This window comes from Paraburkholderia sp. 22099, assembly GCF_052045835.1.
Lineage (GTDB): Bacteria > Pseudomonadota > Gammaproteobacteria > Burkholderiales > Burkholderiaceae > Paraburkholderia > Paraburkholderia terricola.
This window is the reverse complement of sequence record NZ_JBQEPU010000022.1, coordinates 52303-72266: the sequence shown is the minus strand read 5'-3', so window position 1 is coordinate 72266 and position 19964 is coordinate 52303. Positions and strand designations below refer to the sequence as shown.

Annotated in this window: 18 protein-coding genes; 7 read left to right on the top strand and 11 right to left on the bottom strand. The window is 63.8% G+C overall.

Features of this window, described 5'->3' with window-relative positions:
• The first annotated feature begins 2 nt into the window (after positions 1-2).
• From ACTJLC_RS21085 to ACTJLC_RS21075, 3 genes are read left to right on the top strand one after another with little or no spacing between them, the layout of a single operon-like run.
• The gene (locus ACTJLC_RS21085) at positions 3-2492 is read left to right on the top strand and encodes an ABC transporter permease (RefSeq protein ID WP_090518745.1); all 2490 of its coding nucleotides are present in this window, start codon (positions 3-5) and stop codon (positions 2490-2492) included.
• A 24-nt stretch (positions 2493-2516) separates the two neighbouring features.
• Positions 2517-2927 carry a group II truncated hemoglobin gene (locus ACTJLC_RS21080; protein ID WP_073429550.1) on the top strand — a complete coding sequence of 137 codons (411 nt, stop codon included), beginning with the start codon at positions 2517-2519 and terminating at the stop codon, positions 2925-2927.
• Positions 2928-2943: 16 nt separating this feature from the next.
• The gene (locus ACTJLC_RS21075; RefSeq protein ID WP_235004883.1) at positions 2944-3567 is read left to right on the top strand and encodes a DUF924 family protein; all 624 of its coding nucleotides are present in this window, start codon (positions 2944-2946) and stop codon (positions 3565-3567) included.
• A gap of 13 nt (positions 3568-3580) precedes the next feature.
• On the opposite strand, the gene ACTJLC_RS21070 is transcribed toward ACTJLC_RS21075, so the two are convergent.
• The 11 genes from ACTJLC_RS21070 to ACTJLC_RS21020 all read right to left on the bottom strand — a co-directional run bounded on the left by ACTJLC_RS21070 (position 3581) and on the right by ACTJLC_RS21020 (position 13232).
• Positions 3581-5428, bottom strand: a complete 1848-nt coding sequence (locus ACTJLC_RS21070) for an ArnT family glycosyltransferase (RefSeq protein ID WP_073429552.1) — start codon at positions 5426-5428, stop codon at positions 3581-3583.
• Positions 5429-5690: 262 nt separating this feature from the next.
• Positions 5691-6437, bottom strand: coding sequence for an SDR family oxidoreductase (locus ACTJLC_RS21065; protein WP_073429553.1), 747 nt, complete (start codon positions 6435-6437; stop codon positions 5691-5693).
• Between the two features lie 84 nt (positions 6438-6521).
• Positions 6522-7106 (bottom strand): TIGR00730 family Rossman fold protein, encoded by a 585-nt coding sequence (locus ACTJLC_RS21060; RefSeq protein ID WP_073429554.1) that lies wholly within the window; start codon positions 7104-7106, stop codon positions 6522-6524.
• A gap of 2 nt (positions 7107-7108) precedes the next feature.
• Positions 7109-7834 carry a TetR/AcrR family transcriptional regulator gene (locus ACTJLC_RS21055; protein WP_073429555.1) on the bottom strand — a complete coding sequence of 242 codons (726 nt, stop codon included), beginning with the start codon at positions 7832-7834 and terminating at the stop codon, positions 7109-7111.
• Positions 7835-8106: 272 nt separating this feature from the next.
• Positions 8107-8784, bottom strand: coding sequence for a diacylglycerol kinase (locus ACTJLC_RS21050; protein ID WP_073429594.1), 678 nt, complete (start codon positions 8782-8784; stop codon positions 8107-8109).
• Positions 8785-8804: 20 nt separating this feature from the next.
• Complete coding sequence (locus ACTJLC_RS21045) at positions 8805-9836, bottom strand: glycosyltransferase family 4 protein (protein WP_073429556.1); 1032 nt, start codon at positions 9834-9836, stop codon at positions 8805-8807.
• Positions 9837-9865: 29 nt separating this feature from the next.
• Positions 9866-10807: a UDP-2,3-diacylglucosamine diphosphatase gene (locus ACTJLC_RS21040; RefSeq protein WP_073429557.1), complete on the bottom strand. Its 942-nt coding sequence runs from the start codon at positions 10805-10807 to the stop codon at positions 9866-9868.
• Positions 10808-10942: 135 nt separating this feature from the next.
• The gene (locus tag ACTJLC_RS21035) at positions 10943-11464 is read right to left on the bottom strand and encodes an RDD family protein (protein WP_073429558.1); all 522 of its coding nucleotides are present in this window, start codon (positions 11462-11464) and stop codon (positions 10943-10945) included.
• A 13-nt stretch (positions 11465-11477) separates the two neighbouring features.
• The gene (locus ACTJLC_RS21030; protein WP_073429559.1) at positions 11478-12239 is read right to left on the bottom strand and encodes a DUF3106 domain-containing protein; all 762 of its coding nucleotides are present in this window, start codon (positions 12237-12239) and stop codon (positions 11478-11480) included.
• A gap of 16 nt (positions 12240-12255) precedes the next feature.
• The gene (locus tag ACTJLC_RS21025) at positions 12256-12672 is read right to left on the bottom strand and encodes a DUF3619 family protein (protein WP_073429560.1); all 417 of its coding nucleotides are present in this window, start codon (positions 12670-12672) and stop codon (positions 12256-12258) included.
• Positions 12669-13232 (bottom strand): RNA polymerase sigma factor, encoded by a 564-nt coding sequence (locus tag ACTJLC_RS21020; protein ID WP_073429561.1) that lies wholly within the window; start codon positions 13230-13232, stop codon positions 12669-12671. The genes ACTJLC_RS21025 and ACTJLC_RS21020 overlap by 4 nt, the downstream gene beginning before the upstream one ends.
• Before the next feature lie 352 nt (positions 13233-13584).
• On the opposite strand from ACTJLC_RS21020, the gene ACTJLC_RS21015 reads away from it, so the two are divergent.
• From ACTJLC_RS21015 to ltrA, 4 genes are all read left to right on the top strand, one after another.
• The gene (locus ACTJLC_RS21015) at positions 13585-15348 is read left to right on the top strand and encodes an acetolactate synthase 3 catalytic subunit (protein WP_073429562.1); all 1764 of its coding nucleotides are present in this window, start codon (positions 13585-13587) and stop codon (positions 15346-15348) included.
• A gap of 111 nt (positions 15349-15459) precedes the next feature.
• Positions 15460-15951: an acetolactate synthase small subunit gene (ilvN, locus tag ACTJLC_RS21010; protein WP_073429563.1), complete on the top strand. Its 492-nt coding sequence runs from the start codon at positions 15460-15462 to the stop codon at positions 15949-15951.
• Between the two features lie 125 nt (positions 15952-16076).
• On the top strand, positions 16077-17093 hold the full coding sequence (ilvC, locus tag ACTJLC_RS21005) for a ketol-acid reductoisomerase (protein WP_073429564.1): 1017 nt from the start codon (positions 16077-16079) through the stop codon (positions 17091-17093).
• Positions 17094-18255: 1162 nt separating this feature from the next.
• Positions 18256-19953, top strand: coding sequence for a group II intron reverse transcriptase/maturase (gene ltrA, locus ACTJLC_RS21000; protein ID WP_440845018.1), 1698 nt, complete (start codon positions 18256-18258; stop codon positions 19951-19953).
• Positions 19954-19964 lie beyond the last annotated feature (11 nt).

Sequence of the window (19964 nt, the reverse complement as noted above, 5' to 3'; positions counted from 1 at the left end):
GCATGACGGCGCGCGACTGGCGCGCGGGCGAACTGACGATGCTGCTGCTGGCGCTGGTGCTGGCCGTCGCGGCGTTGTCGAGTGTCGGCTTTCTGGCTGACCGTCTGCATCAGGGACTCGAGCGCGACGCGCGGCGCATGATCGCCGCCGATTTCATCGTGCGCGCCGATCATCCGGTCGATCCGCAATTCGCCGAAAAAGCCAGGGCGCTCGGCCTGAACACCGCCACCACGGCGATCTTTCCCAGCATGATCAATTCGACCGGCGCGCAGCCGGCCTCGCGGCTCGCCGCCGTCAAGGCGGTGTCGCCCGGTTATCCGCTGCGCGGCGCATTGCGGATCGCCTCGGCGCCGGGTGCGGCTGACCATCCGGCGCAATCGATTCCGCCGCCGGGCACCGTGTGGGTCGATCAGGCGCTGCTCGATGCGCTCAAGCTGCGGGTCGGCGACACGGTGAAGGTCGGCAAGCGCGGCTTCACGATCGGCGCGCTGATCACCCGCGAACTCGACCGCGGCTTTTCGTTCGTCAACTTCTCGCCGCGCTTGATGCTGCGCGCCGACGAACTTCAATCGACGGGACTCATCGCCTTCGGCAGCCGCGTGACGCACAGACTGCTGGTGGCGGGCGCGGACGATGCGGTCGCGCGTTTCGCGCAGTTCGCGCATGGCCGCGTGGACGGCGGCAAGATGCGCGGCGTCGCGCTGGAATCGTTGCAGGACGGCCAGCCGCAAGTGCGTCAGACGCTCGACCGCGCGGGCCACTTCCTCACGCTCGTGTCGCTGCTCACCGCGTTGCTCGCGGCGGTGGCGATCGCGATGGCCGCGCATCGGTACATGCGCCGGCATCTGGACGGCTGCGCGGCGATGCGCTGCCTCGGCGCGAGCCAGGCCACGCTGCGCGCGCTCTTCACGCTCGAATTCGTCGGCATCGGCCTGATCGGCGGCGCGCTCGGCGTGGCGCTCGGCTACCTCGGGCATCTCGCGTTGCTGACATGGCTCGGCAGTCTGATCGACGTCGCCTTGCCTTATCCGACTGCGTGGCCCGCGCTGCAAGGCATCGCCACTGGCCTCGTGCTGCTGCTCGGCTTCGCGCTGCCGCCGCTGTTGCCGCTCACGCGCGTGCCGCCGGTGCGCGTGTTGCGCCGCGAATGGGGCGAGGCGGGCCGCACCGCATGGGCCGCCTACGCGCTCGGCATCGTGCTGTTCGCCGCGTTGCTGATCGTCGCGGCGGGCGAGTTGAAGCTCGGCGGGATCGTCGCGGGCGGCTTCGCGGGCGGTCTGCTGGTGTTCGCGTGCATCGCGCGAGTCGCGCTGTGGGGCGCCGCGCGTATCGTGCGCAGCGAGCGCGTGAATGCGGGGATCGGCTGGCGCTATGCGCTGGCGTCGCTGGAGCGGCGCAGCGGCGCGAGCGCGCTGCAGATCACGGCGCTCGGCATCGGCCTGATGTGCCTGTTGCTGATTGCGATGACGCGCGACGATCTGGTGGCCGGCTGGCGCAAATCGACGCCGCCCGATGCGCCGAACGAATTCATCATCGACATCCAGCCCGATCAGCGCGAAGCCGTCACGCAATACCTGGACACGCATGGCCTGCCCGGCACGGTGCTCTCGCCGATGGTGCGCGGGCGGCTGATCGCGATCAACGGCAAGCCGGTGAATCCCGATTCGTTCAAGACCGAGGACGCGAGGCGCCTGGTCGATCGCGAGTTCAATCTGTCGTACACGACCGAATTGCCCGACGACAACCGGCTCGCGGCGGGCACGTGGTATGGCGACAGCACAACCCCACAGATCTCGATCGAGCAGGGGCTCGCGAAGGTGATCGACGTGAAGCCCGGCGACGTGCTGCGCTTCGACGTGACGGGCTTGCAGATCGACGCGCCGGTGACGAGCGTGCGCAAGCTCGACTGGGGTTCGTTCAAGGTCAACTTCTTCGTATTGATGCCGCCCGTCGCCTTGCAGGATTTCCCCGCGACGTTCATTACGAGCTTCCATCTGCCGCGTGACAAACAGTCGACCATCGACGGCCTGATCGCCGCCTATCCGAACCTCACGGCGATCGACACCGCGCCGATTCTCGCGCAGGTGCAGCGCGTGTTGCAGCAGGTGATCGGCGCGGTGCAGTTCCTGTTCGCGTTCACGCTCGCGGCGGGCGTGCTGGTGCTCTACGCCGCGCTCGCCGGCACGCGCGATGAGCGCATGCGAGAATCCGCGCTGCTGCGCGCGCTGGGGGCGTCGCATCGCCAGGTGCGCGCGGTGCAGGTCGCGGAATTCGTCGCGGTGGGGACGCTTGCCGGGTTGATGGCGGCGCTCGGCGCACAGGCGATCGGCTGGGTGTTGGCGACCCGCGTGTTCGAGTTTTATCTGAGCTTCAATCCGTGGCTGCTGCCGGCGGGCATCGTGGCCGGCGTCGCGTGCGCGGGTCTCGGCGGCTGGCTGAGCTTGCGGCATGTGCTGGCGCGGCCCGCGTTGCAATCGCTGCGGGACGCGTGATTTTTCTTTTTGATGTGAGCAGGTATGAGCGATCTGGATGAAGTGTCCGCGGCGCAGCCGACGGCCTTCGAGTTGGTCGGCGGCGAAGCGCGCGTGCGCGAACTGGTCGACCGGTTTTACGACTTGATGGATCTCGAAGCGGAGTTCGCCGGGATTCGGGCCTTGCATCCCGAGTCGCTCGACGGCTCGCGCGACAAGCTGTTCTGGTTTTTGTGCGGCTGGATGGGCGGGCCTGATCATTACATCAGCCGCTTCGGTCATCCGCGTTTGCGCGCGCGGCACTTGCCGTTCGCGATTGCTTCGAGCGAGCGCGATCAATGGTTGCGGTGCATGGCCTGGGCGATGGAAGACGTCGGGCTCGCCGAGCCGCTGCGGGAGCGTCTGCTTGCGTCGTTCTTCGAGACCGCCGACTGGATGCGCAATCGCAATGGCTAACCGGTTGGAGTTGGATTTGAACCAGCCGCCTTACACGGCTTCGGCGGACTACGCCGCGCTGGCTCCCGAGGCGCGCGCCGTGCTCGATTGCTGGTTCGGTACGCCGGATGCGCCGGATTTCGGGGTGGCGCGCAAGCTCTGGTTCTCACGCGACAAGGCCTTCGACGCGATGCTGCTGGAACGCTTCGGCACGCTCATCGACGCGGCGCGCGAAGGTTCGCTCGACCACTGGAAGGAAACGCCGCTCGGTGCGTTGGCGCTCATCGTCGTGCTCGATCAGTTCTCGCGCAATTGTCATCGCAACACGCCGCGCGCATTCGCCGCCGATCAAAAGGCCTTGCACACGGCGCAGCAGATGGTCGCAAGCGGAGCCGATCGGTTATTGCCCACCGCGCATCATCGGGCGTTCGCCTATTTGCCGTTCGAACACGACGAAACACTCGCCAGCCAGCAGGAATCGCTGCGTCTGTTCAAGGCGCTGGAAGCCGAGCCCGGCGGCGCGTCCTACTACTCGTTCGCGGTGCGGCACGCGAAGGTCATCAAGCGGTTCGGGCGCTTTCCGCATCGCAACGCATTGCTGGGGCGTGCTTCGACGGATGAAGAAAACGCCTTTCTGCGCGAACCCGGCTCGTCGTTCTAGACGCCGCGACGCTTTATTCGCTGCGCGCGTTTGCGGCGCCGGCCGGCGCCCGCACGAACACCCGCAATGATTCATCCGTGTCGCCCGGACGCGCGCCCGACCAGAACAGTCGCCACTCGCCCGCCGGCGCGCGCGTGCGGTCACGGCGGCTCTGGTCGATCAGCCATGTGCACTCGGTGGTTGCGGCGTTCGCGGTCGGTTGATGCTCGATGCCGGTGTAGTAGTACAGCATCGGCGCCTCTGATTCGCCCAGCCCCGTGCTGGCCATGCAGTCGCCATTGTTCCATTCGACCTTGATCTTCGCGCCGAGGCTTTCGAACACCGAGCGATAGCTCTTCGCGTAGTCCAGCCACGGCAGCAGCAGCGTGCTCACCAGCCCCCACGCGAGCATCGCGCCCGCGCACCAACTCAGCACGCCGCGCCATTTGCCGGTGTATTTGAAAACCGGCAGCAGCCACAGCCAGCCGAACGTCATCAGCAACGCGGCCGCGATCAACCCCGCTTTGGCCGGCAGCACCCAATCGAGCGGCAACCAGCGGCCAAGCAGATGTAGCGACGCATGCGTGCTCGCCGGGTTGCTCATGATCGACCAGATGATCCAAGCCAGCGCGGCCGTGCTGCCGAACAGTACGCGGCTCGCCATATCCCAGCTTGCATGCAGACGGCGCGGAAGCCGTTCGACGCCCTGCATCGCCAGCAGCGCGAGCGGCGCGATGAACGGCAGAATGTACAGTTCGCGAACCGTCGCCGAGCTTTGCAGCACCGCAAAGCCGGTGCCCGCGAAGATCACCGGCAGCGCCACGCGCGGATCGCGCCAGCGCCGCCACGCGCCGCCCGCAAGCGCGGCGAGCGCAAGCGGCACCACGGGAAAGCCGACGCTCAGCACGGTGCGCAGCACGAACAGACGGCTTTCGTTTTCGGAGCCGAGTTCGGCGACCGAAAAGCCGAAGAAGCGGCCGATGTTGTTGTCCCACAGCCAGAGCTTGAAGAGCGTGTCGGAGCGCAGGTAGAAGCAGATCGGCCAGATCAGCGCGAACGGCGCGCACACTAGCGCGGCGAGTCCGAGCGCCCCTGCGAAGCCGCGCGTGCGGCAGCCCGGATACAAGGCCAGTACCGCGAGGATGGTCGCCCCGAACACGAGCGGCACGAACAGACCTTTGGCCAGAAAAGAGACGCCTACACCCGCGCCGAACATCGCGGCGCCGCTGAGTATCGCGTGGCGCCGGCGGCCTAGGTCGAGCGGCGGCGCACGCGCATCGTCGCGCAAATAGACGAGCACCAGTTCGAATAGTCCGCAAAAACCGAGCGCGGCGCCGGCCATCAACGCGACGTCGGTCATCATGTCGTGCACGTGCTTGACGACGACGAGCGTGCCCGCGAACAGCGCGAGCGTGCCGATCACGCGCACGTCGAGCCAACTCGAAGCCGCCACCGCGCGGCGGGCGACGCGCGCCGTGTAGTAGACGGTCAGTCCGGCGAACAGCGCGCTCGCGAGGCGCGCCGCATCGTGCAAGGGCAGGTAGCGGCCAAACATCCACGCGAGCCCGGCGGCGACCCAATCGTAGATCGGCGGCTTTTCGACGAAGGGTTGACCGGCGTTGGTCGGCACGACCAGATCGCCGGTCTCGAGCATGTGCTGGACGATGCCGAATGTGTAGGTCTCGTCCTGCTTCCACGGCTCGTGCCCCAAGGTGCCCGGCAAAAGCCATGTACCCAGGATCGCGAGGGCGGCGAGCCACATCAGCGGACGGACGGCGGCGAGCGCGCGCATGCGCCTGATGCCACGGGTGGAGCGGTCGGCTGGATGTGCCGGATCGGCGGGCGTGACGGCGTTCGCCGGCGCGGACGGGTTTTCTCGCATGGAAGTCTCTGGTCGCCGCACGCGACGGCATGGGCCGCGTACTTATGTTCTCGCTCCGCGTCGCGTGCGGTTGCAGGCGATTCGCGGAGATTCGCTGCGATTGTAGTCTCCGATCCTTACGACCGATTACAGCAAGACCGAGGGATTGGGCGAAGTGAACGCATCGTGCCGCTTCCCTGTCGGATCAAGGGAAAGGGGCGCGTGGAGAGAAAGGCGGCCGCGTGCGATCGCGTGCCGCGCGAGGAAAAAAGGCGTGCCGCGCTCAGCGTCCGCCGGAGACGTCGAGCAACGCGCCGGTTACGTAGGAGGCGGCGTCGCTCAGCAACCAGACGATGGTCTCGGCCACTTCATCAGCCGTGCCGGGGCGACCCAAGGGTGTCGTGGCGCCGAGCTGCGCGGCGCGCTCGGGCTTGCCGCCGCTCGCGTGAATCTCGGTGTCGATCAGGCCTGGGCGCACCGCGTTCACGCGCACGCCTTGCGGGCCGAGTTCCTTGGCGAGGCCGATCGTCATCGTGTCGACGGCGCCTTTTGAACCGGCGTAATCGACGTATTCGTTCGGCGAGCCCAAACGCGACGCCGCCGACGACACATTGACGATCACGCCGCCCGCGCCGCCGCGATTCGTCGACATGCGCCGCGCGGCTTCGCGCGCGCAAAGATAGGCGCCGAGCACGTTGACGTCGAACATGCGCTTCAGGCGCGCGAGGTCCATGTCCGCGAGCGGCATCGAAGGCGCGACGATGCCCGCGTTGTTGACGAGCGCGTCGAGCCGGCCGAACTTCTGCTGGAGCGCGTCGAACATCGCGATCACGTCGGCTTCGTTGGCGACGTCGCCGGCGATCGCCAACGCGCGGCCGCCGGCGCGTTCGACTTCGGCGACGGTTTCCCGCGCGGCCGCGAGATTTTGCGCGTAGTTCACGCCAACGGACCAGCCGCGCGCACCCAGCAAGCGCGCGCTCGCGCGGCCAATGCCGCGGCTGCCACCAGTGATCAGGACGGCTTTCGTCATTGCAACCTCATCGTTCTCGGGTCCGCGCGGAAAGCGCGGTGAAGATTCCGTGCGCCCGCGCTCGACGAGCGTGGCGCGCGCGCCTCAAACCGCGTCGCGGTTGATCGCCCATTTGTCGCTGGCGGGCGGCTGATAGCGTTGCAGCTTGCCGATCAGCGCGGCGGGATCGGCATCCATTTGCAGGATGTCGAAGTAGGTCTGCCGCATGAAGCCTTCGTCGACCGTGTGCTGGAGCAGATTGATCAACGGATCGTAGAAGCCGTCGATATTCAGCAGCGCGACCGGCTTCTGGTGATAGCCGAGCTGCGCCCACGTGTAGACCTCGAACAGTTCTTCGAGCGTGCCCGCGCCGCCCGGCATCGCGACGAACGCATCGGACAGGTCGGCCATCATCTTCTTGCGCTGATGCATGTCCGGCACGACATGCAGTTCGGTCAGGCCGTCATGGCCGACTTCCTTGTTGACCAGCAGTTCGGGAATCACGCCGATCGCGCGGCCGCCTTCGGCCATCACCGTGTCGGCGATCACGCCCATCAGGCCGACCTTGCCGCCGCCGTAGACCAGCGCCAGATCGGCTTGCACCAGCGCGCGGCCGAATGCGCGCGCGGCTTGGGCATACAACGGTTTGGCTCCATTGGCGGAGCCGCAATACACACACACCGACTTCATGCTTAAACGTCCTTCGGTTCGTTGCGGGGCGCGGCGCCTTCCTTGGGCGGCAGGTAGTCGTAAAACTCGCGCTTGGGCAGCTTGCCCGACACGAGGTCGTCGAAAATCTGCCGCGAGCGGCCACGCAGGTAAGGCGCCATCAGCGACACGATCTGCACGCTCACCTGATGCAGTTCCGCGCGAATCGTTTCCTGCTCGTTGTATTTGCGCGGGTTCATCACGAACTGGTACGACAGCCAGTACGTGGCGATCACGCCGATGTTCGTGGCGATGACGTGCAGCTCTTGCGGCGTGGCGACCATTTCGCCGTCGGCCACGAGCTGCTCGCAGAACTGGCTCGCAAAGCGCACCTTGTGACTGATGATCTGCTTGAAGTGCGTTTCGAGCGTGCGGTTGCGCGCCAGCAGGTCGTTCAGATCGCGATACAAAAAGCGGTAGCGCCACGTGAAATCGACCATGTACTGCAAGTACGACCACATCTCGTCGATGGTCGCGCGATGGTCTTCGGGAAAGCGCAGACGCTTTTCGATCTCCTGCTCGAACTGGCTGAAGATGCTGTTGATGATGTCGTCTTTGTTGCGGAAGTGGTAGTACAGGTTGCCTGGGCTGATCTCCATTTCCTCGGCGATCGTCGTTGTCGTGACGTTCGGTTCGCCGATTTCGTTGAACAGCTTCAACGACAGTTCGAGAATCCGTTCGCGGGTGCGGCGGGGAGGTTTGGCTTCCATATCGTCCGGCCCTGGTAACGCCGGGCTAGGCGCGCGGCGGCATGTCGCCGCTGCGTGATCCACCCGGACGCGGTTGGTATCGTTGAGCGCCCCGAAACTTGCCGCTGCGCGGCAGGTTCCCCGAAGGGACAAGAAAACCAGGGAGCGGCCCAGCGTTTTCTTGTGGGACTGTCGGACGATTATAAACCGACCGTTCTTATCTCGAACGGACACTCAGGGTTTTCATTCCCTCGGGCGTTTTCAGCGTGCTTTCACGAGGGATGCCGCGGTTTTCATGGCGATGCCGCCAGCCACGCCTTGACCCACGCGACGACGAGCGGCCCGACGATCAGCAGCCAGGTCATCAGACACATGCCGAGCGCGACCATCACCGCGGCGCTGCCGAGATCCTTCGCGCGCCGCGACAGTTCGTGGCGCTCCAGCGAGATGCGGTCGATGGCCGCCTCGACGCTCGAATTCAGCAACTCGACGATCAGCACCAGCAGCACCGAGCCGAGCAGCAGGACGCGCGCCACCGGCTCCACCGGAACCAGCACGCCGCATGGAATCAGGATCGCGGCAAGCGTGAGTTCCTGGCGAAACGCGCTTTCCTCGCGGATGGCGACGCGGAATCCCGCCAGCGAGTTTTTCATCGCATGCCAGGCGCGGGTGAGTCCACGATTGCCCTTGTACGGGTTGAAGGGTAGCGGCGCGAGCGGATCGTCGGGGCTGAGGGGTTCGTGGCGAGGGTCGCCGTGGTTGTCATTCGACGAGTTCATCCCGTTCATGCCATGCGCATGGTTCGCATCGCCCGCATGATGCGGCATCTCGGGCTCGCGCACGTCGTCGAACGGTTCGACGCTGGCGGCGTCGGCCTCGGTGGCGCGAAGGGAGCGGGTAGTGCGCGAGGTGCGCGGGGTGCGCGCCGCGCCGTTCGTCGCGTGCGTCACGGTAGCGTTTCTTTCTCGCATGAGCGGTTCGGCGCGCCGCGTCACGCGGCGGCGCTTTCCTCGCGATACGACGCGTGCGGCAGCGGTTTGAGATGCGCCGCGAATTGCTCGGACGCCGCCGCCCACGAGAAGCGCTCGGCCCACCCGCGCGCATGGTTGCGGTCGATCCTCAACGCTTCGAGGCAGGCTTCGCGCAGGTCTTGATGCATCGCGCCCGCGCCGCCGTCGCCGAGCACGTCGATCGGACCGGTCACCGGATAGGCCGCGACCGGCGTGCCGCACGCAAGCGCTTCGAGCAGCACGAGCCCGAAGGTGTCGGTGCGGCTCGGGAACACGAACACGTCGGCGGCCGCGTACACCTTGGCCAGTTCGGCTTGCGTGAGCACGCCCAGATAATTCGCTTGCGGATAGCGCGACTTCAGTTCGGCGAGCGCGGGGCCTTCGCCGGCGACCCACTTCGAGCCGGGCAGATCGAGCTTCAGAAACGCCTCGACGTTTTTCTCGACCGCCACGCGTCCCACATACAGAAAGATCGGCCGAGCGGTGTTGAGCACCTTCGAGTCCATCGGGTGAAAGATGTCGAGATCGACGCCGCGCGTCCACAGCACGACATTCGTGAAGCCGAATTTCTCGAGGTCCTGCTTCACGACGGGCGTGGGCGCCATCACGGCGAGCGAGGGCTTGTGAAACCAGTGCAGGAACTTGTAGGTCGCGGCGAGCGGAATGCCGAAGCGCGCCTGCACGTACTCGGGAAAGCGCGTGTGATAGGCGGTCGTGAACGGCAGCTTGTGCTGGATCGCATACGCGCGTGCGGCCATGCCGAGCGGACCTTCGGTGGCGATGTGCAGCGCGTCGGGCGCGAATTCGTCGATACGCTGGCGAATCTTGCGGCGCGGCAGCAGCGAGAGGCGAATCTCAGGATAGGTCGGGCACGGAATCGTCCGGAATTCGAGCGGCGTGAGCAGATCGACGCGGTGCCCGAGCGCGCTGAGTTCGCGCGTGGTGTTCTTCAGCGTGCGCACGACGCCATTGACCTGCGGTTCCCATGCGTCGGTGACGATCATGATCTTCATCGGTTTGCGCCCTTGGAAGTTAAGAGGGACTACGCGGTCGCCTGGGCCTTTTGCGCGCGCACTTCCGGCGCGCGCATCACGGTCCAGTAGATCACCTTGAGTTCGCCTTCATACGTCTCGACGAGCGCCGACAGACTTTCGACCCAGTCGCCGTCGTTGCAATACAGCACGCCGTCGATGTCGCGTATCTCGGCCTTGTGAATGTGTCCGCAGACCACGCCGTCGCAGCCGCGGCGGCGTGCTTCGTCGGTCATGACCCGCTCGAACGACGAGATGAAATTCACCGCGTTCTTCACCTGATGCTTCAGGTACTGCGACAGCGACCAGTACGGAAAACCGAGCCGGCTGCGGATCCGGTTGAACCAGCGGTTCAGGATCAGGATCATCGTGTAGAGCGTGTCGCCGAGATACGCGAGCCACTTGGCGTGCTGGATCACGCCGTCGAACAGATCGCCGTGCACGATCCACAGGCGCTTGCCGGCGAGCGTGGTGTGAAACGCCTCGCCGCGCACGTGGATGTCGCCGAACGCGAGGTCGCAGAACTGGCGCGCGGCTTCGTCGTGGTTGCCGGGCACGTAGATGACCTGGGTGCCCTTGCGCGCCTTGCGCAGCACCTTCTGCACGACGTCGTTGTGCGCCTGCGGCCAGTACCAGCCTTTCTTCAACTGCCAGCCGTCGATGATGTCGCCGACGAGGTACAGATACTCCGACTCGTTATGGCGCAGAAAGTCGAGCAGATAGGGCGCCTGGCAGCCGCTCGAGCCGAGGTGGATGTCGGAGAGCCAGATGGTGCGGTAACGATGCGGCTCGGCGTGCTCTTCATCGTGATGGCCGGCATGCGCGTCGTGCGGCAGCGACGCCACGGGCAGCGGCAAGCCGTGACCGACATTGGGTTCCGGGCGGAACGCGACGGGGTCGACGCTCGGGCCGGTCTGGCGGAACAGGGACGTCGCGGACGTTTTGGGGTCCATGGCTCACGCGTCGAGTTGCGGTGCCCGTATTGCGCCAGTTGCGCGTGACCCTGCCGTGACAGTCACGAGAAGTTCTTATTACCGCGCTGAGAGCGGGGAGGTGGTGTGAATGGTGGAGCGAGGCGAGGCGCGTGCTCAGCGCGCGACGCTGACCACACGCGTGCCGGCGAGGCGATCGTGCAGGAATTGACGCTGCGCGCCGAAGCGGCCGGTGGCGGCCCACAGGACGAACCACACCGCGGCGACCGCCAGCGTTTGCGGCACGCGGAGCCCGAGCAGCGGATGCAGCGCGAGCGGCGGCAGGAACCACAGCCACGCCAGCAGGTAGCGGACGATCGCGCGTGCGGTGGAAAGCGGTGCGCCGTTAGCGGCGACGACGCGCAGGCGCCAGGTTTTCATCGGCAGCGTCTGACCGCTGTGGGTCCAGAACCAGACGAAGTACAGCCCGACCACGAGCCCGATCCATGCCGCGAGAAGATTGTGGTGGGCCAAGCCGTTGCGCTGCTGCGTCAGCGTGCTGAACAGATAGCCGGCGATGAACACCACGCCGAACAGGAGCATTGCTTCGTAGAGGAGCGCCGCGAGGCGCCGGCGAACGGTGGGAACGGTGCCGGACGACCCGGCGGGCAAGGACGAACTCGCGAGCGGCTGCGACACGGTCGGGCGCGGCTCAGGAGCCGTTGAAGATCGACGGCGCTTCGGCCGGCGAAACCGGCAGCGGCGTGGCGGGCACGAAACTGCCCGCGGCCGGAATCGCCGGCGTGAGGGTCGGACTCGGCAACGACGCGGCGGCCGCGGCGCTCGCTGCCGCCGCGCCGCTCGCGCCATGCTCGCGGGCGATCACGAGCCGGTCGAGCCCCTTGATCTCGCTCTTGCCCGAAGGCGGCGCGCTGACCACGCTGGGCCGGCGCCTGCGCTCGCTGGCGGCGAGGCGGGCCTTCTGGTCCTCGGACAGTTCCTGATAGGTCTTCCACGCGTTCTGACGAGCTTCGCGCGGCAATTCCTTCGACACCTGGTAATTCTCGCGAGCGACGCGCCGCTGATCGGGCGTCATGCGGACCCATTCGGCCATGCGCTCATGCAGGCGTTTTTGCGCTTCCGGCGACATTTTTGGGTAACGCGACGCGATCTTGAGCCATTTGCGCTTGCGTTCGTCGCTGAAGGAATCCCATTGGGACTCGAACGGCGCCAGTGCGATATGTTCGGCGGAACTGAGGCGCGTCCACGCCATCGGGCTATTGCTGCCCGGCAGGCTGGGCAATTCGACGGCGAGCGTGGGCGCGCGGGTCTTGGCGGTGGCGTTGCCGCCGGCGGCGGCAGGCGCGCTGGCGGTCGACGGGGCCGGGTAAAAGCGCGGATACGTCGCGGCAAACGACACCAGGGCCGCGATCGCGCATCCGAAAACAACGGCCAGGCCGCGCTTGTAACTCACCCGAAAAATCTCCCGCTCAGTGGGCGCGTGAAAGGTACGCGTTGAAGCCGTGGTCGAGATAGGCATTGAGCGGCAGGTCGTCGCTAAGCATGGCGGCATCGATATCGGCGAGTTCGGCGGTGCGCTGCTGGTCTTCCCAGTAGGCGATGCCGATGAGGCTCGCCACCAGCGCGGCGAGCGGCCACGCGAGCGCGAAGCGGCGCAGCGGCGAACGGCGGCGCTGCGGGGTGTCGAGCTGCGGCATGCCCGCGCCGGCGAAGGCGGGCACGAGCACCGGCGCGCTCACGGTTTCGGGCTTCTTGCGGGCGAGCGCGGCATGGCGCGCCGCGGCGAGTCGATCGACGGTGGCGGACGGAATGCGGGCGGCGTTTTCGTCGAGCGCGCGGCGCACCTGGCGGGCGAACTCGAGTTCTTTGGTTTCGAGGGAGCTCATAGCGTGATTCCTTTGGCCTTGAGCGCTTGCGCCAGCGTGTGGGTGGCCCGCGAGCAGTGCGTTTTCACACTGCCTTCGGAGCAGCCCATCGCGGCGGCAGTCTCGGCGACATCCATATCTTCCCAATAACGCATGAGAAACGCCTCCCGTTGACGTGCCGGTAACTTTTGGATCTCGTCGTCGATCGACTGCAAGACCTGTTCGCGTTCGAGTTTCTGTTCGTTGCTCTCGGCGCCCGCCGAACCTTGCTGGGCCTCGAAGGTTTCGAGCGGGTCGAATTCGTCGTCGTCGGCGTTGCCGAGCGAGGAAAACAGACTAACCCAAGTATTGCGCACTTTGGCACGACGGAAATAGTCGTGCATCGCATTCTGCAGAATACGCTGAAACAGAAGCGGCAATTCGGCGGCCGGGCGGTCGCCGTATTTTTCGGCGAGCTTGATCATCGCGTCTTGCACGATATCGAGCGAGGCGTCGTCGTCCCGCACGGCGTAGACCGTCTGCTTGAATGCGCGCCTTTCGACGCCCGCCAGAAAATCGGCGAGTTCCTTGTCTGATGCCATCCGTTGGGGGTCGGCGCAGCGAGCGTGCGCGTAATCGGTCGAAAAATGTCGTAAAACTCGCGGATGCTAACAAATTTTTGCGCCGGCCGGGGCGAAACGTGATCGACCTTGCATCTCTATAACAGCGCGCCGGTCAATATCGGGACTGGGGACAGGACGCTGCGGCAATATTTGCTTGACCGCGCGGGCGTCAGCAGATATCTTCGCTGGTTCGCAACATAAGTGACTTGTCTCAATTGAGGTGTGGCCCAAGAAGCTCACCTGTCAACTGGACGCGCCGCTTGAACCCGAGCCACAAGCCCGGCAGAGAGCACCCGATCAATTTTTTGCCGAAAATTCGAAAGGTGAATAAATGAATATGCCCAGCGCGGAATTCTCCACGTCGGATACGACCCCCCATCCCGAAGCCGGCTCTATCGGCGCCACCGTGCTCATGAAGGCACTGGCCGACGAAGACGTCGAATTCATCTGGGGCTATCCCGGCGGCTCGGTACTCTACATTTACGACGAGCTCTACAAGCAGGACAAGTTCCAGCACGTTCTCGTGCGTCACGAGCAGGCCGCGGTTCACGCCGCCGACGCTTATGCGCGTTCCACCGGCAAGGTCGGTGTGTGCCTCGTGACCTCCGGCCCCGGCGTCACCAATGCGGTGACCGGCATCGCCACCGCCTACATGGATTCGATCCCGATGGTCGTGATCAGCGGCCAGGTGCCGACTGGGGCGATCGGCCAGGACGCGTTCCAGGAGTGCGATACGGTCGGCATCACGCGTCCCTGCGTGAAGCACAACTTCCTCGTGAAGGACGTGCGCGATCTCGCGGCCACCGTCAAGAAAGCTTTCTTCATTGCCCGTACCGGCCGGCCCGGCCCGGTGCTGATCGACATTCCGAAAGACGTGTCGAAAACGCCTTGCCAATACGAGCCGCTCAAGAGCGTGTCGCTGCGTTCCTACAACCCGGTCACGAAGGGCCATTCCGGCCAGATCCGCAAGGCGGTCGCCTTGCTGCTGTCGGCGAAGCGCCCGTACATCTACACCGGCGGCGGCATCATCCTCGCGGACGCGTCGCGTGAGCTGAACCAGTTCGCCGATCTGCTCGGCTACCCCGTCACGAACACGCTGATGGGCTTGGGCGGCTACCGCGCGAGCGACAAGAAGTTCCTCGGCATGCTCGGCATGCACGGCACCTACGAAGCCAACATGGCGATGCAGCACTGCGACGTGCTGATCGCGATCGGCGCGCGCTTCGACGACCGCGTGATCGGCGACCCGGCGCACTTCGCTTCGCGTCCGCGCAAGATCATCCATATCGACATCGATCCTTCCTCCATCTCCAAGCGCGTCAAGGTCGACATTCCGATCGTCGGCGACGTGAAGGAAGTGCTGAAGGAGCTGATCGAGCAGTTGCAAACGGCCGAGCACGGCCCCGACACCGCGGCGCTCGCCGACTGGTGGAAGGACATCGAAGCCTGGCGCGCAAAAGACTGCCTGAAGTTCGACCGCAAGAGCGACATCATCAAGCCGCAGTACGTGGTGGAAAAGGCTTGGGAGCTGACCGACGGCAATGCCTTCGTGTGTTCCGACGTCGGCCAGCACCAGATGTGGGCCGCGCAGTTCTATCGCTTCAACAAGCCGCGCCGCTGGATCAATTCCGGTGGTCTCGGCACGATGGGCTTCGGCCTGCCGGCGGCGATGGGCGTGAAGATGGCGCACCCGGACGACGACGTGCTCTGCATCACGGGCGAAGGCTCGATCCAGATGTGCATTCAGGAGCTCTCGACCTGCAAGCAGTACGAGACGCCTGTGAAGATCATTTCGCTGAACAACCGCTATCTGGGCATGGTGCGCCAGTGGCAGCAGATCGAATACAGCAAGCGCTACTCGCATTCGTACATGGATGCGCTGCCGGATTTCGTCAAGCTCGCCGAGGCTTACGGCCACGTCGGCATGCGTATCGAACGCACGGCGGACGTGGAACCGGCGCTGAAGGAAGCGCTGCGCCTGAAAGATCGCACGGTGTTTCTCGACTTCCAGACCGATCCGACCGAAAACGTCTGGCCGATGGTTCAGGCCGGCAAGGGCATCACCGAGATGCTCATGGGTTCGGAAGATCTATAACGAGCGTTTCCGACGCCGGCTTCGTCATGCCCGCCTTCACGAAAGGCAAACGCGGACGAAGCGGCGCGAACGGCTCGCATACATCGACAAAACATCTGGAAGAAGCGAAACATGAGACACATCATTTCCGTCCTGCTGGAAAACGAACCGGGCGCGTTGTCACGCGTGGTCGGTCTCTTCTCGGCACGCGGCTACAACATTGAAACCTTGACGGTGGCTCCGACTGAAGACCATTCGCTGTCGCGCATGACCATCGTCTCCATTGGCTCGGACGACGTGATCGAACAGATCACGAAGCATCTGAACCGCCTGATCGAGGTGGTGAAAGTGGTCGACCTTACCGAGGGCGCCCACATCGAGCGCGAGCTGATGTTGATCAAGGTGAGGGCGGTCGGCAAGGAGCGTGAGGAGATGAAGCGGATGTCGGATATTTTCCGCGGCCGCATTATCGACGTCACCGAAAAGACCTACACGATCGAACTGACGGGCGCGAGCGACAAGCTCGATGCCTTCATCGAAGGGCTCGACTCCACGGCGATTCTCGAAACGGTCCGCACGGGCAGTTCGGGCATTGGCCGCGGCGAGCGCATTCTGAAGGTATGACGCGCGAGCGTTCATACCGTCTCGATCCACAGGCCGGGCCGTGCCTGCATGAACCCGGCCAAAGCAACACAACATTCGCGGTATTTGAATTTCACTGAATCATCGAATCTAGCCAAGGAACCGACATGAAAGTTTTCTACGACAAGGACGCCGACCTCTCCCTCATCAAGGGCAAGCAAGTCACCATCATCGGCTATGGCTCGCAAGGCCATGCGCACGCGCTGAACCTGAGCGAAAGCGGCGTCAAGGTGACGGTCGGTCTGCGCAAGGGCGGCGCATCGTGGAGCAAGGCGGAGAACGCCGGCCTGCAAGTGAAGGAAGTGGCGGAAGCCGTCAAGGGCGCGGACGTCGTCATGATGCTGCTGCCGGACGAGCAGATCGCCGAAGTCTATGCGAAGGAAGTGCACGCCAACATCAAGCAGGGCGCTGCGCTGGCTTTCGCGCACGGCTTCAACGTGCACTACGGTCAAGTGATTCCGCGTGCCGACCTCGACGTGATCATGATCGCGCCGAAGGCGCCGGGCCACACGGTTCGCGGCACCTACTCGCAAGGCGGCGGCGTGCCCCACCTGATCGCGGTTGCGCAAGACAAGTCGGGCGCGGCACGTGACATCGCATTGTCGTACGCAGCGGCGAACGGCGGCGGCCGTGCCGGCATCATCGAAACGAATTTCCGCGAAGAAACGGAAACCGATCTGTTCGGCGAGCAAGCCGTGCTGTGCGGCGGTACGGTCGACCTGATCAAGGCCGGCTTCGAAACGCTGGTTGAAGCGGGCTATGCGCCGGAAATGGCGTACTTCGAGTGCCTGCACGAACTGAAGCTGATCGTCGACCTGATCTACGAAGGCGGCATCGCCAACATGAACTACTCGATCTCGAACAACGCCGAATATGGCGAATACGTGACGGGTCCGCGTATCGTGACGGCTGAAACGAAGAAGGCGATGAAGGCCGTGCTGACCGACATCCAGACCGGCGAATATGCCAAGAGCTTCATCCTCGAAAACAAGGCCGGCGCGCCGACGCTGCAATCGCGCCGCCGTCTGACGGCCGAGCATCAGATCGAGCAGGTCGGTTCGAAGCTGCGCGCGATGATGCCGTGGATCGCGAAGAACAAGCTGGTCGATCAGTCGAAGAACTAAGCCGGTTGTCGCTTTTGTCCGTTGCGGCGCAGCGCCGCAAGCCGGACACATCAAAAAGCCGTCCAAGGGTGCTGAACCCTGGACGGCTTTTGCTATCCTACGGTTTTACGTGCGACACGCACGCTCGTGTCCGTCAGCCCCACGTTACGGGGCATCGACTAGAGGGTTATTGAGGAAGGTCTTGGCTGGACTCACCATGCCCTCCGCAGGCGGCTCCCTTGTGAGCTGCACTTTAAGCGTAGATGTGTCCTTATGGGCACACCTTGGTAGTGAACACGGGACACGGTGCAGTCTGTCGTCAACCGTATTGCATTGACCTGATTACCGTCAGGTCCCGCCCAGTCAGCGGCTTCATCTCCGCCGACCGGGCGGGGTGATGTTTGCAATTCCCGCGCCTTCGGGCAACGGAGTCGCTAAACGATACGAGCGAAAGCTCGGCGTGTCATTGTTCGGCCTCGCTGGCTGCATGGCGAGGGTAGTGAACCTGCTGTACGACCAGCAGTAGCCTAGGAAGACATGCGTCACTGGCAACGGTGAGGTGTGAAGCTCTTCTAACAATGTACCCCCCGGAAGTTCGGGCGGATGGTGGTTGTGAAACGACCATCTGGAGACTCCCAGCAGCAACGGGGTTGAGGGGCTAGGCTGGCTGATACGGTTAACGTAAGTGAACTGCTGATAAACCTCGTAAGTAGGACGGTGCCAAAGCTGCTGGTAGGCATCAACCAAAAAGGTGTGCGGTCGGATAGCTCGCTGTAAATTCGGGCTACGTCGTCTTCGGACCGCCGGGGAATAGGCAGAACCTAAGTCGGTCGTGTGACATGCCGGGAACGTGGTAAGCCTGTATGGTTGCCGGCGCAGTAAGGCTGGCAGGCGGACCGTGAGGAACGCTGTTAATTGTGCAGGTAGAGGACGACGGAAAAAGCGAAGGCCGGGCTGTAATGGTCCGGATAGGGGTTGAGACATCACCTCACGCGAAAGCGGGCAGACTTCCGTCTGGTCTACCGTCGCAAGACGGCTGACTGACCTTTAGCTGGAACTGGTGATTGCTGGCGGCTTCTTAGTCGTCAGTGCTTGTTGTTTACCCCCTTGCGGGAGCAGATCGCTCCCGCAAGGGATGATCTGTTCTTCGCTCGGAATTCACTTCTTCGAGTAGGAGAGCAGCATGAAAGTATCTGGCCGAAAGACTGGATCTGCGCTTTCCCACGCGCCGGACAACTGGTACGCCGTAGATTGGCGACGGGTTGAACGGAACGTGAGAGGGATGCAGATACGAATTGCGAAGGCGACGCGGGAAAGTGACTGGCGCAGGGTGAAAGCCCTGCAACGGATGCTGACCCGCACGTTGTCCGCGAAGCTGTATGCGGTACGACGTGTTACGCAGAACCAGGGTGCGCGAACGGCGGGAGTCGATCGTGAACTGTGGGATTCGCCTGAGAGCCGATGGGAAGCCATCGGCCGGTTGAAGCGGCGCGGATATAAGCCTCTGCCATTACGGAGAGTCTTTATCCCCAAGGCCAATGGAAAAGAACGCCCTCTGGGCATTCCAACCATGCGAGACAGGGCGATGCAAGCTCTGTATCTGCTGGCTCTGGAGCCGGTGTCGGAATCGACGAGCGACCTGAACTCGTATGGGTTCAGGTTGAACCGCTCGACGGCTGACGCCATGTCGCAGATTTTCGTCGCCATGTCCCAAAAGGGCTCAGCCCGATGGGTACTGGAGGCGGATATCAAAGGCTGCTTTGACCACATCAACCATGAATGGCTGGAGAACCATGTCCCTATGGACAAGGAGATCCTCCGGAAGTGGCTGAAGGCTGGCCTGATTTATGAAGGTCAGCTACAGGCGACTGAGGCTGGTACGCCGCAGGGAGGGATCATCTCCCCGACGCTGGCGAACGTGACGTTGAACGGGCTGGAGCGTGAACTGATCGCGCACCTCGGTGCGAAATTCGGGATCGCAAAGGCGAAGAAGCTGAAAGTGAATGTGGTGCGGTACGCGGATGACTTCGTGATTACCGGTGACTCGCAAGAGGTGCTGGAGCAGGAAGTTCGGCCTTGGGTGGAAGCATTCCTTGCCGTTAGAGGATTGCAACTCTCCGAGGAGAAAACACGGATCACGCACATTGACACAGGCTTTGATTTCCTTGGGTGGAATTTCCGAAGGTACTCGGGAACGCTACTCATCAAGCCGAGCAAAAAGAGCGCGCAAGCGTTCTATCGCAAGGTGGCGGAAACGATCAGCGGTAACAAGACGGTGAAGCAGGCGAGTCTGATTCGGTTGCTGAACCCGATGCTACGAGGCTGGGCGCGGTATCACAGTCCCGTAGTAGCCAAAGAGGCGTACAGCCGCATGGAGTCTTTGATTTTCCGAAGACTCTGGCGGTGGTCGAAGAGGCGGCATCCGAGCAAGAGTGCCGACTGGGTGAGAAAGAAGTACTTTCACTCAGAGGGCAGCCGACACTGGGTGTTTGCTGTTCCAGTGGTTCGTGAGGCGGGAAAGGGGTTACTTGAGCTGTACCAGATCAGCGGTACTGAAATCAGGCGACACAGAAAGGTCAAAGGGGCGTTCAACCCATTTGATCCAGAGTGGGAGCAATACGGCGAGCAGTTGCGCGAGGCACGCATGGAACATTCGATGCGACACCGGCGACAATGGGTCTCGTTGTACATGTCACAGCGCGGGTTGTGTGCGCACTGTGGATGCGCTCTGACGAAGGAAACCGGTTGGCATGACCATCATCTGGAGTATCGGATGCATGGTGGATCGGATGCTCTTTCGAACAGGGTTTTGCTTCACCCGGACTGCCACCGGCAAGTGCACGCAGGTAAAATTGCAGTAACTAAGCCGGCCCGGGACTAACCCCGGGCTTT